The following is a 17,650-nucleotide window of genomic DNA, read 5'->3' as shown; positions in this document are numbered from 1 at the left end:
TGGTAGTGGCGCCGTTTCGGCACCGCCTCCCACCCGCACCCGCGCACGAGGCGGAGGTCGGCACGGAACTGCGGCTCCACCTCGTGCTGGGCACCGCACCGGGAAGGCCCGATAGAACACGAGAACGTACCCTAATTTGCCGAGAGCCGCCGGAAGCAGACGCAAACCGACATGAGACAATAGAGCGGTCCTCAGCCGACCGACCGAACGGCCAGCTGACAAGAAGCTGCTCGCAGAGCACAGAAAACCGATCACCCGAACTTCGGAAGATTGGAAAATACTGTGAAACGCGCGTAGATTCAAAACGCTATACACGTAATCGCAAAATGGAGGATGACCCGTGGCCAAAGCGTCAACGGGCACTCTGTACCGCGGACACGAAGGAATGTGGTCCTGGGTCGCTCACCGCGTCACCGGAGTCGGCATCTTCTTCTTCCTGCTGGTGCACGTGCTCGACACTGCTCTCGTTCGCGTCTCGCCCGAGGCCTACAACGCAGTTATCGGAACGTATAAGACGCCGCTGATGGCGTTTGCCGAAATCGGACTGGTAGCAGGAATCGCCTACCACGCTTTCAACGGCCTGCGCGTAGTCCTCGTTGACTTCTGGAAGGGCGGGCCCAAGAACCAGCGCAAACTGTTCTGGGCAGTCATGGTCCTCTGGCTGATCGTGATGATTGCGTTCATCCCCCGCCAGCTGATGCACACGTTCGGAGGCTGAGCACAATGACAACACCCGTTATCCCCAAGCCCCGCGCCGAATACCAGCGCCACAAGACCACCAAGTCGAACTTCGAGCTGTTCGCATGGCTGTTCATGCGCATCTCAGGCGTCTTCCTCGTCATCCTCATCTTCGGTCACCTGATTGTGAACCTGTGGATGGGCGAAGGCGTTCAGGGCCTCGACTTCGGCTTCGTCGGCGGCAAGTGGGCCAACCCGTTCTGGCAGATCTGGGATCTGGCCATGCTGTGGCTGGCCATGATCCACGGCACCAACGGCATGCGCACCATCATCAACGACTACGCCGAAAAGCCGCGCACCAATGTCACGCTGCAGATCATCCTCTACGTGGCATCCGCAATCATCATTGTGCTCGGCACCCTGGTGATCTTCACCTTCAGCCCCTGCCCGACCGGCGCAGACCCGTCGCTGCTGCCGAGCTTCTGCCAGGCCTGACCGCCGCTTAGGAGAATAGAGACCTTATGCAGGTACATGACTATGACGTTGTGATCGTCGGAGCTGGCGGCGCCGGCATGCGCGCGGCCATCGAATCCGGCCAGCGCGCACGCACCGCAGTGCTCACGAAGATCTACCCCACCCGCTCGCACACCGGCGCGGCACAGGGCGGCATGTGCGCCGCACTGGCCAACGTCGAAGAGGACAACTGGGAATGGCACACCTTCGACACCATTAAGGGCGGGGACTACCTCGTCGACCAGGACGCAGCCGAAGTCATGGCAAAAGAAGCCATCGACGCCGTGCTCGACCTCGAAAAGATGGGCCTTCCTTTCAACCGCACGCCGGAAGGCAAAATCGACCAGCGCCGCTTCGGCGGCCACACCCGCGATCACGGCAAGGCACCGGTCCGCCGCGCATGCTACGCAGCAGACCGCACCGGCCACATGATCCTTCAGACCCTCTACCAGAACTGCGTCAAGCATGGCGTTGAGTTCTACAACGAGTTCTACGTCCTCGACGTCATCATCAATGAAGTCGACGGCAAGAAGGTCGTCGCCGGTGTCGTGTCCTATGAACTGGCAACCGGCGAAATCCACGTCTTCCGCTCCAAGGCCGTTGTGTTCGCAACCGGCGGTTTCGGCAAGATGTTCAAGACCACCTCGAACGCCCACACGCTCACCGGTGACGGCCTGGCTGTCACCTACAAGCGGGGAATCCCGCTGGAAGACATGGAGTTCTTCCAGTTCCACCCCACGGGCCTTGCCGGACTCGGCATCCTCCTGTCCGAGGCAGCCCGCGGTGAAGGCGGCATCCTCCGCAACGCCGACGGTGAGCGCTTCATGGAGCGCTACGCACCCACAATCAAGGACCTCGCTCCTCGTGACATCGTGGCCCGCTCCATGGCCAACGAAGTGCGCGAAGGCCGCGGCGCAGGCCCCAACAAGGACTACGTCCTGCTGGACCTCACCCACCTCGAACCCGCGCACATCGACGCCAAGCTGCCGGACATCACCGAATTCGCCCGCACCTACCTGGGTGTTGAGCCCTACACCGAACCGGTCCCCGTCTTCCCGACGGCCCACTACGGCATGGGCGGCATCCCGACCACCGTCGCAGGCGAAGTGCTCGCCGACAACGACACGATCGTTCCCGGCCTCTACGCCGCCGGTGAGTGCGCGTGTGTGTCGGTGCACGGCTCCAACCGTCTGGGCACCAACTCGCTGCTGGACATCAACGTTTTCGGCAAGCGCGCCGGCATCAACGCCGCCGAATTCGCCAAGACCGCGCAGCAGCAGGAAGTCGCTGACGATGCAGCCGACATGGTGATTGACATGGTTGAGACCATGCGCAACTCCAAGGGCACCGAGCTCGTCGGAGACATCCGCGCTGAACTGCAGGAGATCATGGACGCCAACGTCCAGGTGTTCCGCACCGACGAAACCCTGCGCGAAGCCATCGACGTCATTGAAAAGCTGCGTGAGCGCTACAAGAACATCGGCATTCACGACCGCGGCAAGCGCTACAACCTCGACCTGCTCGAAGCCATTGAACTGGGCTTCCTCCTGCAGCTGGCCGAAGCCGTTGCCGTTGCCGCACTGCACCGCAAAGAATCGCGCGGCGGACACTTCCGCGAGGACTTCCCCGACCGCGACGACGCAAACTTCATGCACCACACGATGACCTACCTGGACCCCAACAGCACCGCCGAGGGAATCACCGGCATGCGTCTGGAAACCAAACCGGTCATCGTCACCCGCTACGAGCCCATGGAGCGTAAGTACTGATGGCAGAGAACAACGAAACCCCGGAACCGGCATCGAAGATCGACCTCCCGTCGAGCGTGTCCGGAGAAGGCGGCGAAGTCCCCACTTTCGAGTGCACGTTCCGCATCGCCCGCTTCATCCCGGAAACGGACTCGGAACCGCACTGGGAGGACTACCAGGTCACGATGCACGGCACCGACCGTGTGCTTGACGCCCTGCACAAGATCAAGTGGGAACAGGACGGCTCGCTGTCCTTCCGCCGCTCCTGTGCACACGGTGTCTGCGGTTCGGACGCCATGCGCATCAACGGGCGCAACCGCCTGGCCTGCAAGACGCTGCTGAAGGACCTCGACACCAAAAAGCCGATCACGGTCGAGGCCATCAAGGGCCTGCCCCTTGAAAAGGACCTGATCGTCGACATGGAGCCGTTCTTCCAGTCGTACCGCGAGATCATGCCGTTCCTCGTGACCTCGGGCCACGAACCGACGCACGAACGCCTGCAGTCGCAGGAAGACCGTGCGCGCTTCGACGACACCACCAAGTGCATCCTGTGTGCTTCGTGCACCACGTCGTGCCCGGTGTTCTGGACCGACGGCCAGTACTTCGGCCCGGCGGCAATCGTCAACGCGCACCGCTTCATCTTCGATTCGCGTGACGAAGGCTCCGAAATGCGCCTCGAAGTGCTCAACGACAAGGAAGGCGTGTGGCGCTGCCGCACCACCTTCAACTGCACCGAAGCATGCCCCCGCGGCATCGAGGTGACCAAGGCAATCGCCGAAGTCAAGCAGGCACTGCTCACCCGCGCATTCTGATCACTTGAGTGCTGCGTGAGGCTTCGGGTTGGCGTTTCGCGCGTTCGAATGAGGCCCACGAGGCCCTGCGTTAAAGCGTCGACTTAGGCAAAGAGGAGGGGCGAGTCCGAAAGGGCTCGCCCCTCGCTTTGTGTTGTTTCGCCGACCGGTGGTGCCGTCCCAAGCCGCCGGGCTCAGCTGCCCGGTGGCAAACACCCCCGATCCGGAATCTGCGCTTCAGCGACAAGAAAACTCCCGTCAGCCACAAAAACTCCCGAAAACCACCACTGCTAACGGGAGTTTTTGTTGCTAACGGGAGTGCGGAGGTGGGGCGAGGTGGAGGGCCAGCGCCAGCCGCACCGGACGGCACCTGGACAGGGTCAGGTCTGCTAGTTCGGCAGGGCGGAGAAGCCGTTGGCTTCGAGCTGTTCAGCCAGTTCGGCGCCGTTTGCCCCGTAGAACCAGGGAATGTTCTTCCCGCGGCCCGTCCCCCGTGAACGGCCACCGGCCCACACGGCTTCACCCGCTGTCAGCTGGCGAATCGCAACAGCCGCGACGTTCTCAGGGTGATTCTCTACGAACTCGCCGTAGATCTCTTCGTCGTGCTGTCCGTCATCACCGACCAACAGCCACTTGATGTGGGGAAACTCCCGAGCCAAGCGCTCCAGAGCCGTGCGCTTGTGGTCTTGGCCCGAGCGGAAGACTCGCGTGGGCGTCGGCCCCCAATCGGTCAGCAGCAGAGGCCCCGACGGGTACATGTTTCGGTGCAGGAACCTGGTCAGCGCAGGCTGTGTGTTCCAGGCACCGGTGGACAGGTACAGGATCGGAGAGTTCGGTCGCAGGTACGACAGCCGGTCATACAGCACAGCCATACCGGATACCGGCGAGCGCGCGTGCTCGTTGAGAACAAAGGAATTCCACGCGGCCAAGAACGGTCGAGGCAGCGCTGTGACCACCACGGTGTCGTCAATGTCCGAAATGATTCCAAAGCGCTGTTCGTCATCGATGATGTGCGCGGTAGCTGTATCCAGTCCCGACCCGCTGGTCCACATTTCCAGTTTTGCTTTGCCGCGGCTGTACTTGCCGGGAATCACCGCGTCGATGATTCCGCCGCGATCAGCGGTGACCATGTGCTCCTGTCCCCCAACGCGCACCCACGCGATCTCGTTGGACAAGGGCACCGCGGCGAAGTTGCGCCAGCCGCGCACGTTCCGGTCCTTCTTCGGCGATTCAGCGTCTTCTGGGCTGAGCACAATGCGGGCCAGCACCCGGATGAAAGTCTCGGACCCATAGGAGTCATAGGCGACGACCGACGGCTTCCACCCGCGCTTTTCTGCGCGAGAACGCCGCCATTCGTGGTAGCGGTCTTCCATGCGCGCCGCGGTGTGCAGCGCTTCGGGAGTCAGATTGACGGGGCCGGAGCGCGCATTGGAGCGCGACGGTCCCCAAACACCCCCGCGCCCGCCAGCGCCATGACCGCCAACACCTCGGCCACCAACACCGCGAGCGCTGCCTCGGACACCCCCGGCTTCCGGTCCAGGCAGCGGCATCAGAGGAACCCGATTCGGTCGTAGACAGCCCGCAGCGTCTTTTCTGCTTCGGCTGCCGCCTTCTGGCGTCCCTGCTCAAGAATCTCCATGAGTTGGGCACGGTCGTCCAGCAGTTCATTGGTGCGGTTGCGCACGGGTGTGAAGACTTCGACGGCGAGCTCAGCCAGATCCACTTTGAGGTGGCCGTACATTTTGCCTTCGTAGTCGGCAACGATCTTCTCGACCGGTTTGTCGGACAGTACAGAGTAGATGGTCAGCAGGTTCGACACACCGGGCTTGTTTTCGGGGTCGTAGGCGATTTCCGTTCCGGCGTCGGTGACAGCGGATTTGAACTTCTTGGCCAGCGCCTTCGGTTCGTCCAGCAGGTTCACAAGTCCGGCGGGCGATTTCGCCGACTTCGACATCTTCGCACCCGGGTCCTGCAGATCGTAGATTTTGGCCGACTGCTTCATGATCGCAGCTTCGGGCACTGTGAATGTCTGTCCGTAGCGGGTGTTGAAGCGCTGGGCGAGGTTACGGGTCAGTTCGAGGTGCTGACGCTGGTCTTCACCGACCGGCACGACATCCGCCTGGTACAGCAGAATGTCCGCGGCCATGAGCGACGGGTACGTCAGCAGCCCCACCGACACGTGTTCGTTTTTCTGCGACTTGTCCTTGAACTGGGTCATGCGCTGCGCTTCGCCAAGCCCGGTCTGACATTCGAGCACCCAGCCCAGCTGCGAGTTCGCGGGAATCTGCGACTGCACGTACAGAGTTGTGCGATCCGGGTCGACACCAGCGGCAATGAACTGTGCGGCGGTGCGCAGGGTGCGTTCGCGCAGCTCATCCGGGTTCTGCTCCACCGTGATGGCGTGCTGGTTGGCTATGAACAGGAAGGAGTCGTATTCCTCCTGGAGCGCCACAACCGGGGCGAGTGCCCCAATGTAGTTCCCGAGGTGGAGCGAATCTGAGGTCGCCTGAATCCCGGTGAGGGAGCGCTGGGGTTGGGAGGGAGCAGAAGAAGTCATAACAGCATTCTGCCACCTGGGGCTTGTGCCTCGGGAGCGGCATGTGAAGCACCGGACAACAGCTGCGCGCTCAGCACATCAGAGCGCCCGGTGAGCAGAGCGACCGGCCGCGATCATTACCAAACATGCGTCCCACATAGTAAGAATCTTCAGATCTACGTGACAGAGGGCACACTGCGGGCGTACCCTTGATCCGTTCGATACAGAAACTGTTCAAGTCTCTTTAAGCATTTGCTCATCTGCGTGGTGTGAAGAAGCACCCACAACATCGAAGGAGTGCGCATGTCGGTTGAATATGTGAAAACCGACGAGGCCATGCCGCCCGTCGCGGTCGTCGAGAAGCCCAAGTGGACTCCCGGCCGCATTATTCTCTGGTCTGCGATAGCGCTCATCGGCGCAATCGGCTGGGTCATGATCGCCATTGTCCGCGGCGAAGAGCTCAGCGCCAGCTGGTTTGTCGCCGCAGCGGTCGGAACCTACCTCATAGGCTTCCGGTTCTACGCGAAGTTCATCGAGTGGAAGATCTGCCGCCCGGACCATCGCCGTGCCACTCCAGCTGAAATCAAGGACAACGGGGTGGACTTCCAGCCCACGGACCGTCGCGTGCTGTTCGGTCACCACTTCGCTGCAATTTCAGGTGCGGGCCCACTCGTCGGACCCGTTCTGGCCGCCCAGATGGGCTACCTGCCGGGCACCCTGTGGATCATCCTCGGTGTTGTGCTCGCAGGCGCCGTACAGGACTACATGACCCTGTACTTCTCCACTCGCCGCGGCGGACGTTCGCTCGGCCAGATGGCACGGGATGAACTCGGTGCGGTCGGCGGCATCATCGCCTCCATCGGCATCATCTTGATTATGACGATCCTCATTGCCGTTCTCGGCATCGTCATCATCAATGCTCTGGCTGAATCCCCCTGGGGTGTGTTCTCGATTGCGTGCACCATTCCGATCGCCATCCTCATGGGCGTCTATATGCGGTTCATCCGCCCCGGCGCTGTCATGGAGGTTTCGATCATCGGGCTGGTACTGCTCATCCTGTCGCTCGTTGCCGGCGGTTGGGTCCACTCGTCTGAAACCTGGTCGGCCGTGTTCACCCTCAGCAAGGTTGAACTCGCCTGGGGTCTGATCATCTACGGCTTCATCGCCGCAATTCTTCCGGTGTGGCTGCTGCTTGCACCGCGTGACTACCTGTCGACCTTCATGAAGGTCGGCACCATCGCACTGTTCGCCGTGGGCATCCTGCTGGTCAACCCGGACGTCCAGATGCCGGCGTTCACCGAATTCGCCTTCAACGACAAGGGCCCGGCTTTCGCGGGCTCCCTGTTCCCGTTCCTGTTCATCACAATTGCCTGTGGCGCCCTGTCCGGCTTCCACGCGCTCATCTCGTCAGGCACCACGCCGAAGCTGGTGGAAAAGGAAAGCCAGATCCGCATGATCGGCTACGGTTCGATGCTCATCGAATCCTTCGTCGCCATCATGGCGCTGGTGGCAGCCGTGTCACTGGACAAGGGCCTCTACTTCGCGATGAACGCCGCCGAACCGCTGACCGGCGGCACGCCAGCCGGTGCAGCTGACTTCATCAACAACCACCTCGGCATGTCCGGTGTTCAGACGTCAGAAGCGGAACTGGCAGAAGCCGCCCGCGAAATCGGCGAAGCTTCGATTGTGTCCCGCACCGGTGGTGCGCCGACCCTGGCCATGGGTATGACGCACATTCTGTCCGACGTGTTCGGCGGCAAGGCGCTCATGCCGTTCTGGTACCACTTCGCGGTCATGTTCGAAGCTCTGTTCATCCTGACCACGATCGATGCGGGAACGCGCGTTGCGCGCTTCATGCTGTCGGACCTGCTGGGCAACTTCTACAAGCGCTTCAAGGACCCGTCGTGGACCCTGGGCGGCTGGCTGACCACCATCGTCATGGTCGCCGGCTGGGGCTCCATCCTGCTGATGGGTGTGACCGACCCCCTGGGCGGCATCAACACCCTGTACCCGCTGTTCGGCATTTCGAACCAGCTGCTGGCCGCCATCGCACTGACGGTCATCGCAGCAATCGTCGTGAAGTCCGGCCACGGCAAGTGGGTGTGGATCCCCGTTGTTCCGCTGGCCTGGGACCTCCTGGTGACGATGTGGGCGTCCGCGCTGAAGATCTTCTCCCCCAACCCCACCGTGGGTTACTGGGCACAGCACATGGCCTACAAAAACGCCTTGGCCAACGGCGAAACCTCGCTGGGCCCCACACAGGGCGAAGAGGCAATGCGGGCTGTCATCCGCAACACCTTCGTTCAGGGAACCCTGTCGATTGTGTTCGCCGCAATCGTCATCCTCGTGGTCATCATGGCCGTCTACCGTTCCTTCCAGGCACTGTCGACGAAGAACTTCACCACGGCAGAAGACCCCTTCGTGGAGTCCAAGATGTTCGCCCCGGCCGGCTTCATCCCGACCAAGGCAGAACGCGAAGTCATGGCAGACTGGAAGGCCTGGGATGAAAAGCACGGGGTCGGCAAGGATCCCGCCGCTGCTGCGGATGGAAAGTGATATGAGCACAACGGCTTCTGACATTCTGCGCATGACCGCGAAACCGTTCACCGCGGCCTACTGGTACATGCGCGAAATCAGCGGGGCGAACGCGTTCATCAACTACCAGAAGTCCTACCTGCGCCGTCACGGCACACTGGAAGGATCGAAGGGCGAACGTGAGTTCTGGCGGTACCTGACCGACGAACAGGATCGCAACCCCACAAGCCGCTGCTGCTGACAGACGCCGGCTGACTGGCTGCCTGAACCCCAGGCCGCCAGTCACACGAAAAGCGCCGGTGATGCGATTGTTCGCATCACCGGCGCTTTTCTGTGCTCATCCGGCTCTGTGCGCACCGACGGGGTTCGTCTCCCCACCTGGTCCAAGAAGTCGAGCCCTCCTCAGATCACGCCTTCAGTGCGGGAAGGTCGTAGTCGATGACGAGCGGGGCGTGGTCAGACCAGCGCTGGTCATAAGCCGGCGCTTTGTCCACCTGGGCTTTAACTGCCTTCTTCGCAAGCTCCGGGGTGGCCATCTGGTAGTCAATCCGCCAGCCGGTGTCATTGTCGAATGCTTTGCCGCGCATGGACCACCACGTGTAGGGGCCGTCCATTTCACCAGACAGCTGCCGGTGCACGTCCACCCAGCCCAGGCTGCCGAAGAATTCATCGAAGTAGGCCCGCTCTTCCGGCAGGAATCCGGCCTTTTTGACGTTGCCCTTCCAGTTCTTGATGTCGAGTTCCGTGTGGCCCACATTGAGATCGCCGGTGATGACGGCGTAGTCAGCGTGCTGCTTCAGCTGGTCCATGCGGATCTTCATCTGGTCCATGAAACGGTATTTGTCGTCCTGTTTAGGTGTGCCCACCTCACCAGAGTGCACATAGGCCGACACGACCGTCAGCAGGCTGCCGTCCTCTAGTTCATAGTCAGCTTCCAGCCAGCGGCCCGCCAGGTCGAAATAGCCGTCACCGTTGCCGATCCTGGTTTCAACAGCCGGTACGTCGCTCACAACAGCAACACCGGCGCGGCCCTTGGCTTCCGCATCGGCAGAGTAGGCGTGCTCCCCCAGTGGGGCCATGACTTCGTAGGCGATGTCGTTCTGCGCGCGAACCTCCTGCAGCGTGAGGATGTCGCAGCCGCGACAGTCGGCCCACTCCTGCATGTTCTTGCGCATGGCCGCGCGGATTCCGTTGACGTTCACATTGACGATTCTCAGCATTGCCCCATCGTCCCACATCGGCAGTCTGATTCTGGCCCGCACCGTTCGCCCGTCCCCGCACCGTTCGCCAACCGTCCCCGCGCCGTTCGCCAACCGCCCCCGCGCCGTTCGCCGACCGTCTTCAGCCGGCCAAGAAGATCTATGACAAATTCGCGCCCCGGCACGGTGCGGGGTGAGTACACTGAAAGCACAAGGCGCACGTGTTTGAGGAGGAACCATGTCAGATGAATTTGACGTTGAACGGCTCGAAATCAGCCCCCTGGACGAAGTCGATGCTCTTGAGCTGCGGGAATTCCTCGTAGATTCGCTTGATGATTTCTGGGGTGACACCAACCTCACCCGCGACCACGCCCCGCACTGGTTCCGCCAGTTTGCAGCTTCGGGTCTGGTTGCCCGCTATAAGAACAAGTTCGTCGGCTACCTGCTGGGTGCCATCCCGGTCGACGGTCCGGCGCTCATTCACTTAGTCGCCGTCCACGACAACTACCGCAACAACGGCATCGGGCGGATGCTCTACGAAGCGTTCATCAAGCACGCACGTGAGCGCGGCGCCGACATCGTTCAGGCGACAGCCCTGCCGGAAAACACCGGCGCGATTTCGTTCCACTCCTCGCTCGGCTTCGAAAGCGAACTCGTCGATGACTACGGTGGCCCGGAGAACGCTCGCGTTCTCTTCACCTACCGCCTGGCAGCACACTGATCCACCAGGGTGCGCTCACCTGAGCTCCCCGCATAAAGTACGAGGCGCCGGTACAGAATTCTGTACCGGCGCCTCGTACTTTGTGGTTCAGGATGTCGCGGTCAGCTGCGATCCGCGGCCCGTTCGGCCATGTCGATGACATTGGCCAGCAGCATGGCGCGGGTCATGGGGCCCACTCCCCCGGGGTTCGGTGAGTACCACGAGGACTTAGCCCGGGCTTGCGGCGAGATATCCCCGACTACCTTCGACTTTCCGGTTTCCGGGTCTTCTTCGCGGGACACCCCGACGTCCACCAGAACAGCTCCGTCTTTCACGCAGTCACCGGCAACAATGTCCTTCACTCCGGCGGCCGCAACGATGACATCAGCCTGCTCCAGCAGCTGCGGGAGGTTCTTCGTGCCGGTGTGGGTGAGTGTGACGGTGGCGTTGACATCGCGGCGCGTCAGCAGAAGCCCAATGGGGCGTCCGACCGTCACACCGCGACCAAGCACAACCACGTGTTTGCCGTCGAGGTTCACCCCGTGGCGTTCCAGAAGCTCGACGATGCCGCGCGGAGTGCACGGCAGCGGTGAGGTGACGTCTTCGCGCACCCGCAGAACCAGGCGCCCCAGGTTGGTGGGGTGCAGGCCGTCAGCGTCCTTGTCGGGGTCGACAAGTTCGAGCACTCGGTTGGTGTCGATGCCATCCGGCAGCGGCAGCTGAACAATGAAGCCCGTGCATTCGGGGTTGTTGTTGAGCCTGTTGACGGCGTCTTCGATTTCCTGCTGGGTGGCACTTGCCGGGAGGTCTTCGCGGATCGACGCGATGCCCACCTCAGCGCAGTCCCGGTGCTTCCCGGCGACGTACCACTGCGATCCGGGGTCTTCACCCACGAGCAGCGTGCCCAGTCCCGGGGTGATTCCGCGGTCTTTCAGGGCCTGTGCCCGAACGGCGAGTTCCTGTTTGATGGCGGCGGCTGTCGCTTTGCCGTCAAGCTTCTGTGGCATCAGTATTGTTCCAGTCCTTCGTAGAGCGGGAAGTCCTTGGCGACCTTGGCAACGCGCTCACGCAGCGCTGCAAGGTCAGCACCGGGCTTGAGGGTTTCGGCGATGATGTCAGCAACCTCTGTGAAGGCGGCTGCGTCTAGACCCCGGGTGGCAAGTGCAGGGGTGCCGATGCGCAGACCGGAGGTGACCATGGGCGGACGCGGGTCAAACGGTACGGCGTTGCGGTTGACGGTGATGCCCACCTGGTGGAGCAGGTCTTCACCCTGTTTGCCGTCGATTTCGCTGTTGCGCAGGTCTACGAGCACCAGGTGAACGTCGGTGCCGCCGGAGAGGACGGAGACACCGGCTTCGGCAACGTCGTCGCGGAGCAGGCGTTCGGCAAGGATCTGTGCACCTTCGACGGTGCGCTTCTGGCGGTCTTTGAATTCATCAGCGGCAGCGATCTTGAAGGCGACCGCCTTGCCAGCGATCACGTGCATGAGCGGGCCGCCCTGCTGGCCGGGGAACACAGCCGAATTGATCTTCTTGTTCAGCTCTTCCGAGTTCGTCAGGATGAATCCCGAACGGGGTCCGCCGAGGGTCTTGTGGACCGTTGAGGACACAACATCGGCGTACTCAACCGGGTTGGGATGCAGGCCAGCGGCAACAAGCCCGGCGAAGTGCGCCATGTCGACCCACAGGTACGCGCCGACTTCGTCGGCGATTTCGCGGAAGGCCTTGAAGTCCAGTTGACGGGGGTAGGCCGACCATCCGGCGACGATCACCTTCGGCTTGTGCTCCTGGGCGCGCTGGCGCACCTGATCCATGTCGACGCGATTGGTTTCAGGATCAACCTCATAGGACGACACGCTGTACAGGCGGCCCGAGAAGTTGATCTTCATGCCGTGTGTCAGGTGTCCGCCGTGGGCCAGATCAAGGCCCAGCAGACCGTCACCGGCACGCGCCAGTGCGTGCATAACGGCGGCATTGGCAGAAGCGCCCGAGTGCGGCTGAACGTTTGCGTACTTGGCACCGAAGAGCGACTTTGCTCGTTCAATGGCAAGTTCCTCTGCAACGTCAACATATTCACAGCCGCCGTAGTAGCGGCGGCCGGGGTAGCCTTCGGCGTACTTGTTTGTCAGCACTGAACCCTGAGCCTGCAGCACAGCGCGGGGAACGAAGTTCTCCGACGCAATCATTTCGAGGTAGTCCTGCTGGCGGCCGAGCTCCTGGTCGAGCACCTTGGCGATCTCGGGATCGATTTCCGCAATGCTCTGCGACAGAGGCGTGTTCGACATCCACGTTCCTTTCCTTCAGACGGCAGTTGTGCGGTCTGAGCGGGCACAACGGCCTCATTGTCTCATGTGTCACACAACGCCTTCCCACGCGCAGGCACCCGTTAGCCGGAATCTGCGCTTAAGCACACAACTGAGGCGTGCTTCAGCTGCTAAAGGGAGTGCCTGTGCGGCTAAAGGATGGATTCCGGCTAACGGGCGTGCCGGGACTGCGTACGTGCCAAGGCAAACGCGCGGAAGTATGCAGAAACGCGAAGGGCGCCGCAGAACCAGGTTCTGCGGCGCCCTTCGTTCAGGCTTCAGCAAAGCTCAGATCAGGCTTCGTCCTTTTCAGCGGCTGCGTCAGCTGCGGCTTCCTGGGCTTCGTCTTCCTGCGGACCGGATTCGACATCCGGGGCAGCTTCGACTTCTTCAGCCGGAGCGTCGGCCTTGTCGTCAGCCGATGCGGCAGCTGCGCCTTCTGCTTCCTTCACAACGGCCTGCTTGGGCGAGTACGCCTCAAGCACCAGTTCGATGACTGCCATGGGGGCGTTGTCGCCGGGGCGGGGACCGATCTTGGTGATGCGGGTGTAGCCGCCGGGGCGTTCGGCAACGGCAGGTGCAATCGAGGTGAACAGCTCGTGCACGATGCCCTTGTCGCTGATGGAACGCAGAACGCGGCGACGCGAAGCGAGGTCACCCTTCTTGGCGAAGGTGATGAGGCGCTCAGCGTGCGGGCGCAGGCGCTTTGCCTTGGTTTCGGTGGTCTTCACCGACTTGTTTTCGAAGAGCTGGGCTGCAAGGTTGTTCAGCATTGCCCGCTCGTGCGCCGGGGAACCGCCGAGGCGGTTGCCCTTGGTAGGCGTAGGCATGGGTTTTCTCCTTGGAAATTCTTAGAACTGTTCGTCCTCGACGAACGAAGCATCGTCAGCGGGCTCGGAAAGGGAGGCGGCGCTGTCCTTGAGGCTCAGGCCGAGCTCGTCGAGCTTCTGCTTGACTTCTTCGATCGACTTCGAACCGAAGTTGCGGATATCCATCAGGTCGGCTTCGCTGCGGCTGACGAGCTCGCCGACGGTGTGGATGCCTTCGCGCTTCAGGCAGTTGTAGGAGCGAACCGTGAGGTCGAGGCTCTCAATGGCCAGCGCGAGGTCGGCAGCCATAGCTGCATCAACCGGCGAAGGACCGATCTCGATGCCTTCTGATTCCACGTTGAGTTCACGGGCCAGGCCGAAGAGCTCGACGAGCGTCGTACCGGCCGAGGCCAGTGCGTCGCGCGGCGAAATCGAAGGCTTGGTTTCAACGTCGACCACCAGGCGGTCGAAGTCCGTGCGCTGTTCGACACGGGTTGCTTCGACCTTGTAGGTCACACGCAGAACGGGCGAGTAGATGGAGTCGACCGGGATACGGCCGATTTCAGCATCTGCGTTTTTGTTCTGAGCTGCCGAAACGTAGCCGCGACCGCGTTCGATCGTCAGCTCCATGTCCAGCGAGCCTTCGTCGTTGAGCGTGGCGATGAAGAGGTCCGGGTTGTGGATCTCAACACCGGCCGGTGCGCTGATGTCAGCGGCAGTGACATCGCCCGGACCCTGCTTGCGCAGGTATGCGACGACGGGTTCGTCGAATTCCGAGGAGACGACAAGCGACTTCAGGTTGAGGATGAACTCGGTGACGTCTTCCTTGACTCCGGGAACCGTGGTGAACTCGTGCAGCACACCGTCAATGCGGATGCTGGTGACGGCGGCACCGGGAATGGAGGACAGAAGGGTACGACGCAGCGAGTTGCCGAGGGTGTAGCCGAAGCCGGGCTCCAGGGGTTCGATGACGAACCGGGAGCGCAGATCGGAGACAACCTCTTCTGTGAGCGTGGGACGCTGTGCAATGAGCACGTGGGCTTCCTTTCAGCGAACATCCGCTATATGACGTTCGCGCTTAAAGAGTTCTGGACTCGTTACGCTGTGCAGACTCAGCCGCGGCGGCGTTTGGGCGGACGGCAGCCGTTGTGCGGGTGCGGGGTGACGTCCTGAATGGTGCCCAGCTCCAGACCGGTGGCCTGCAGCGAGCGGATAGCGGTTTCGCGACCGGAGCCGGGGCCCTTGACGAAGACGTCGACCTTCTTCAGGCCGTGTTCCTGTGCGCGGCGGGCTGCAGACTCAGCAGCCATCTGAGCTGCGTACGGGGTCGACTTGCGCGAACCCTTGAATCCGACTTCACCAGAAGAAGCCCAGGAGATCACGGCGCCGGTGGGGTCCGTGATGGAAACGATGGTGTTGTTGAACGTCGACTTGATGTGAGCCTGGCCGTTGACCAGGTTCTTCCTATCGCGGCGACGGGGCTTGCGAGCAGCAGCTCGTGACTTGGGTGGCATCTGTATCTCCTACTCGAACGCTTACTTCTTCTTGCCTGCAACGGTGCGCTTGGGACCCTTGCGCGTACGCGCGTTGGTCTTGGTGCGCTGACCGCGGACGGGCAGGCCGCGGCGGTGACGGACACCCTGGTAGCTTCCGATCTCAACCTTGCGGCGGATGTCGGCTGCAACCTCGCGGCGCAGATCGCCTTCAACCTTGAAGGTGCCTTCGATGTAGTCGCGCAGCTGCACGAGCTGGTCATCGGTGAGGTCTTTGACGCGGATGTCCGGGTTGATGCCGGTTTCCGTGAGGGTCTGGCTCGCACGAGTGCGGCCCACACCAAAAATGTATGTCAGGGCGACTTCCACGCGCTTTTCGCGCGGGAGGTCAACTCCGGCTAAACGTGCCATGTGTTTTCTCCATGTAGATATTCGAAGGTGCTTGCTCAGGCATGTCCGGTTGTCTTCTGCAGACCCGGTCCCCGGCCCTCGAACCGGGGGTGTCGTCCTCGCTGTGCAGGGTGTCCTGCTGCGAGGGGGCGATGCCTGCTTGGGTGTGGACTCGCCTGCCCATAGGGGAAGCGAACCCATCGATCTGCGTTAGCTGATCAGCCCTGGCGCTGCTTGTGACGCGGGTTCGAGCAGATCACCATGACCACCGAGTTGCGGCGGATGACCTTGCAGCTGTCGCAGATCTTTTTGACGCTTGGCTTAACTTTCATCGCTATTCCTTCTTGTCACCACAAAGCCCCTCGGGTCCAGCCCAAGGGGTGGTTGCGGTGAGTGTCAAAAGATCCTTACTTGTAGCGGTAGACAATCCGTCCACGAGAAAGGTCGTAGGGAGACAGCTCCACTACAACACGGTCTTCGGGAAGGATGCGGATGTAGTGCTGACGCATCTTTCCGGAGATGTGCGCAAGCACAAGGTGGCCGTTGGTCAGCTCAACGCGAAACATCGCGTTGGGCAGAGCCTCGACGACCGTACCTTCGATCTCAATGACCCCTTCTTTTTTGGCCATATCGTTCGTTTACCCCTGCTCCCCGCGGAATCCCGCGGATTGAGTGTCTTATCCGTACGGCCCGTAGACGCGACGTTTCGGTTTCTCGCGCTCAATGCCGAACAGACTCCGGACTGGGTCCGGCGTTATTCTGAACTGCAGTAAGCGCGTTATGGGAGACGAAATGCCGACAGCCCACAAGCCAGTTGTCTATCCTACAGCGAATATGCTTGACTTTCCAGCCAGTGTGACGCAGTGCGCAGATGTTCGGCAGGGTCCCCTGGGCACGTGCTGGCTCATGGCACCGCTCATCGCCGGCGAGGTCACAGTTTCCGGATTCTGCGACCGCCTGATCCTGCACAGCACCGGCACTCTCGCGGTCGTTGATGTCGGGTCAGCTCCCGTCACCACAAACATTCCCGCGCACGCACATGACCGCAGCGGGTCTCGTGATGGCACGGTCAACAGCGCGACCCTCATAGAAGCCGCGGCGCAGACTGTACTCGGCTCGCGGCTCGAAGGTCATCTGCCGTTCAAGGGCTTTCAGTTTCTCTTCGGCTCACCCGGTGCGGCCATCCCTGCGCTGCCCGGCTTAGCCCGCGCAGCGCTTCGCGCCGCTGCACACGCTCTTGACAGCGGAAGGCCCGTTGTCGCGGCGACTCTGCCTCGGCGCCGCAGCTTCACCCTGGCCGATGAGCACAACGGCAGGCAAGTGCGGATCACGCCCAATCACGTATACGCCGTCGTTGGACACACGCAGAGCAAGCCTGGCAGCGACTGCAGCGGCGGTCTGCTCATGCGCAATCCCGTGCTCACCGGTCGCACCGACATCGACGTTGACGCGCTGCACCTGAGCGCAGACCAGCTGACCGAAGCGACCATGACGCTCTTCATCGGCCCAAAACCAGCACCGTCCAGGAAAGGTGCGAATACTGGACAACGGGCGGAGCCTCAGTGAGCTTCACCAGGTAGATCAGAAGCGCAAAGCGCTCGCAGATCCCTGACAGCAGGACCCACGAGCGCTTTGTGCTCAATTCAGTTTGGATAAGTCACTGTCGTTCAGCTTCGAGCTTTGCGACGGCTGTAGACTGCCGCCGCCGAACCGGTTGCAAGCAGAGCAGCAGCAATCACAAGAATCCCCGCGATGTTCGCTCCCGTACGCGGCAGCGGACTATCACTGCCTTTGGCTTCTTCGGAAGAAGCCGAACCATCCGCGCTGCCACTGTCCGCGCTGGCACCAGTGGAATCACCACCAGATGCGGTTTGTTCAGCTGTACCACCGGCTGCCGGTGGGTTCTTGTCCGCAGCACCCTCAGCCACGATCTTCAGCCCAGCACTCTTCACAGTC

General features: G+C 61.7%; 20 protein-coding genes. 8 read left to right on the top strand and 12 right to left on the bottom strand.

Features of this window, described 5'->3' with window-relative positions; translation table 11 throughout:
* Window positions 1-340 precede the first annotated feature (340 nt).
* Genes sdhC through HMPREF2757_RS04290 form a run of 4 tightly spaced genes read left to right on the top strand, consistent with a single transcriptional unit; the run spans window position 341 to window position 3,751 of the window.
* Window positions 341-718 carry a succinate dehydrogenase, cytochrome b556 subunit gene (gene sdhC, locus HMPREF2757_RS04305; protein ID WP_082784656.1) on the top strand — a complete coding sequence of 126 codons (378 nt, stop codon included), beginning with the start codon at window positions 341-343 and terminating at the stop codon, window positions 716-718.
* Between the two features lie 5 nt (window positions 719-723).
* Window positions 724-1,173: a succinate dehydrogenase hydrophobic membrane anchor subunit gene (locus HMPREF2757_RS04300; RefSeq protein WP_070573682.1), complete on the top strand. Its 450-nt coding sequence runs from the start codon at window positions 724-726 to the stop codon at window positions 1,171-1,173.
* 26 nt (window positions 1,174-1,199) lie between these two features.
* Window positions 1,200-2,960, top strand: a complete 1,761-nt coding sequence (sdhA, locus tag HMPREF2757_RS04295; protein WP_070573680.1) for a succinate dehydrogenase flavoprotein subunit — start codon at window positions 1,200-1,202, stop codon at window positions 2,958-2,960.
* Entirely contained in the window at window positions 2,960-3,751 is a 792-nt protein-coding gene (locus HMPREF2757_RS04290) for a succinate dehydrogenase iron-sulfur subunit (RefSeq protein WP_070573678.1), read from the top strand. Before sdhA ends, HMPREF2757_RS04290 begins: the two co-directional genes overlap by 1 nt.
* Window positions 3,752-4,119: 368 nt before the next feature.
* On the opposite strand, the gene HMPREF2757_RS04285 is transcribed toward HMPREF2757_RS04290, so the two are convergent.
* Together HMPREF2757_RS04285 and trpS are read right to left on the bottom strand one after the other, a co-directional pair.
* Window positions 4,120-5,280 (bottom strand): App1 family protein, encoded by a 1,161-nt coding sequence (locus tag HMPREF2757_RS04285; RefSeq protein ID WP_176745883.1) that lies wholly within the window; start codon window positions 5,278-5,280, stop codon window positions 4,120-4,122.
* A complete protein-coding gene (gene trpS, locus HMPREF2757_RS04280) occupies window positions 5,280-6,287 on the bottom strand; it encodes a tryptophan--tRNA ligase (RefSeq protein WP_070573676.1) in 1,008 nt (335 codons plus the stop codon). The genes HMPREF2757_RS04285 and trpS overlap by 1 nt, the downstream gene beginning before the upstream one ends.
* A 282-nt stretch (window positions 6,288-6,569) precedes the next feature.
* Here trpS and HMPREF2757_RS04275 point away from each other — a divergent pair, with 282 nt between their 5' ends.
* Complete coding sequence (locus tag HMPREF2757_RS04275; protein ID WP_070573674.1) at window positions 6,570-8,822, top strand: carbon starvation CstA family protein; 2,253 nt, start codon at window positions 6,570-6,572, stop codon at window positions 8,820-8,822.
* A gap of 1 nt (window position 8,823) precedes the next feature.
* Window positions 8,824-9,042 (top strand): CstA-like transporter-associated (seleno)protein, encoded by a 219-nt coding sequence (locus HMPREF2757_RS04270; protein WP_070573672.1) that lies wholly within the window; start codon window positions 8,824-8,826, stop codon window positions 9,040-9,042.
* Between the two features lie 166 nt (window positions 9,043-9,208).
* Here HMPREF2757_RS04270 and HMPREF2757_RS04265 read toward each other — a convergent pair whose 3' ends face one another.
* A complete protein-coding gene (locus HMPREF2757_RS04265) occupies window positions 9,209-10,021 on the bottom strand; it encodes an exodeoxyribonuclease III (RefSeq protein ID WP_141750176.1) in 813 nt (270 codons plus the stop codon).
* A gap of 217 nt (window positions 10,022-10,238) precedes the next feature.
* Between HMPREF2757_RS04265 and HMPREF2757_RS04260 the strand changes: the two genes are divergently transcribed.
* Window positions 10,239-10,721 carry a GNAT family N-acetyltransferase gene (locus tag HMPREF2757_RS04260; protein ID WP_070573668.1) on the top strand — a complete coding sequence of 161 codons (483 nt, stop codon included), beginning with the start codon at window positions 10,239-10,241 and terminating at the stop codon, window positions 10,719-10,721.
* Between the two features lie 101 nt (window positions 10,722-10,822).
* On the opposite strand, the gene HMPREF2757_RS04255 is transcribed toward HMPREF2757_RS04260, so the two are convergent.
* The 8 genes from HMPREF2757_RS04255 to infA all read right to left on the bottom strand — a co-directional run bounded on the left by HMPREF2757_RS04255 (window position 10,823) and on the right by infA (window position 16,323).
* Window positions 10,823-11,710, bottom strand: a complete 888-nt coding sequence (locus tag HMPREF2757_RS04255) for a bifunctional methylenetetrahydrofolate dehydrogenase/methenyltetrahydrofolate cyclohydrolase (protein WP_141750175.1) — start codon at window positions 11,708-11,710, stop codon at window positions 10,823-10,825.
* A complete protein-coding gene (gene glyA, locus HMPREF2757_RS04250; RefSeq protein WP_070573663.1) occupies window positions 11,707-12,984 on the bottom strand; it encodes a serine hydroxymethyltransferase in 1,278 nt (425 codons plus the stop codon). The genes HMPREF2757_RS04255 and glyA overlap by 4 nt, the downstream gene beginning before the upstream one ends.
* A 311-nt stretch (window positions 12,985-13,295) precedes the next feature.
* A complete protein-coding gene (gene rplQ / locus HMPREF2757_RS04245; protein ID WP_070573661.1) occupies window positions 13,296-13,832 on the bottom strand; it encodes a 50S ribosomal protein L17 in 537 nt (178 codons plus the stop codon).
* A 21-nt stretch (window positions 13,833-13,853) separates the two neighbouring features.
* Window positions 13,854-14,846, bottom strand: a complete 993-nt coding sequence (locus tag HMPREF2757_RS04240; protein WP_070573659.1) for a DNA-directed RNA polymerase subunit alpha — start codon at window positions 14,844-14,846, stop codon at window positions 13,854-13,856.
* Between the two features lie 77 nt (window positions 14,847-14,923).
* Window positions 14,924-15,325: a 30S ribosomal protein S11 gene (rpsK, locus tag HMPREF2757_RS04235; RefSeq protein ID WP_070424735.1), complete on the bottom strand. Its 402-nt coding sequence runs from the start codon at window positions 15,323-15,325 to the stop codon at window positions 14,924-14,926.
* 21 nt (window positions 15,326-15,346) lie between these two features.
* Complete coding sequence (gene rpsM / locus HMPREF2757_RS04230; protein ID WP_070573657.1) at window positions 15,347-15,715, bottom strand: 30S ribosomal protein S13; 369 nt, start codon at window positions 15,713-15,715, stop codon at window positions 15,347-15,349.
* Between the two features lie 197 nt (window positions 15,716-15,912).
* On the bottom strand, window positions 15,913-16,026 hold the full coding sequence (rpmJ, locus tag HMPREF2757_RS04225) for a 50S ribosomal protein L36 (protein ID WP_019174661.1): 114 nt from the start codon (window positions 16,024-16,026) through the stop codon (window positions 15,913-15,915).
* A 75-nt stretch (window positions 16,027-16,101) separates the two neighbouring features.
* Window positions 16,102-16,323 (bottom strand): translation initiation factor IF-1, encoded by a 222-nt coding sequence (gene infA, locus HMPREF2757_RS04220; protein WP_019174660.1) that lies wholly within the window; start codon window positions 16,321-16,323, stop codon window positions 16,102-16,104.
* Between the two features lie 205 nt (window positions 16,324-16,528).
* Here infA and HMPREF2757_RS04215 point away from each other — a divergent pair, with 205 nt between their 5' ends.
* Window positions 16,529-17,260: a hypothetical protein gene (locus HMPREF2757_RS04215; RefSeq protein ID WP_141750174.1), complete on the top strand. Its 732-nt coding sequence runs from the start codon at window positions 16,529-16,531 to the stop codon at window positions 17,258-17,260.
* A 101-nt stretch (window positions 17,261-17,361) separates the two neighbouring features.
* Here the strand turns inward: HMPREF2757_RS04215 and HMPREF2757_RS04210 are convergent.
* Window positions 17,362-17,650: LPXTG cell wall anchor domain-containing protein (locus HMPREF2757_RS04210; RefSeq protein ID WP_141750173.1), on the bottom strand; the 289-nt coding region annotated here is incomplete at its 5' end.

The organism is Brevibacterium sp. HMSC063G07 (assembly GCF_001810665.1).
Taxonomy (GTDB): Bacteria; Actinomycetota; Actinomycetes; order Actinomycetales; family Brevibacteriaceae; genus Brevibacterium.
Note: the sequence above shows the minus strand (reverse complement) of the source record. Positions and strands in the feature narration are given on the sequence as shown.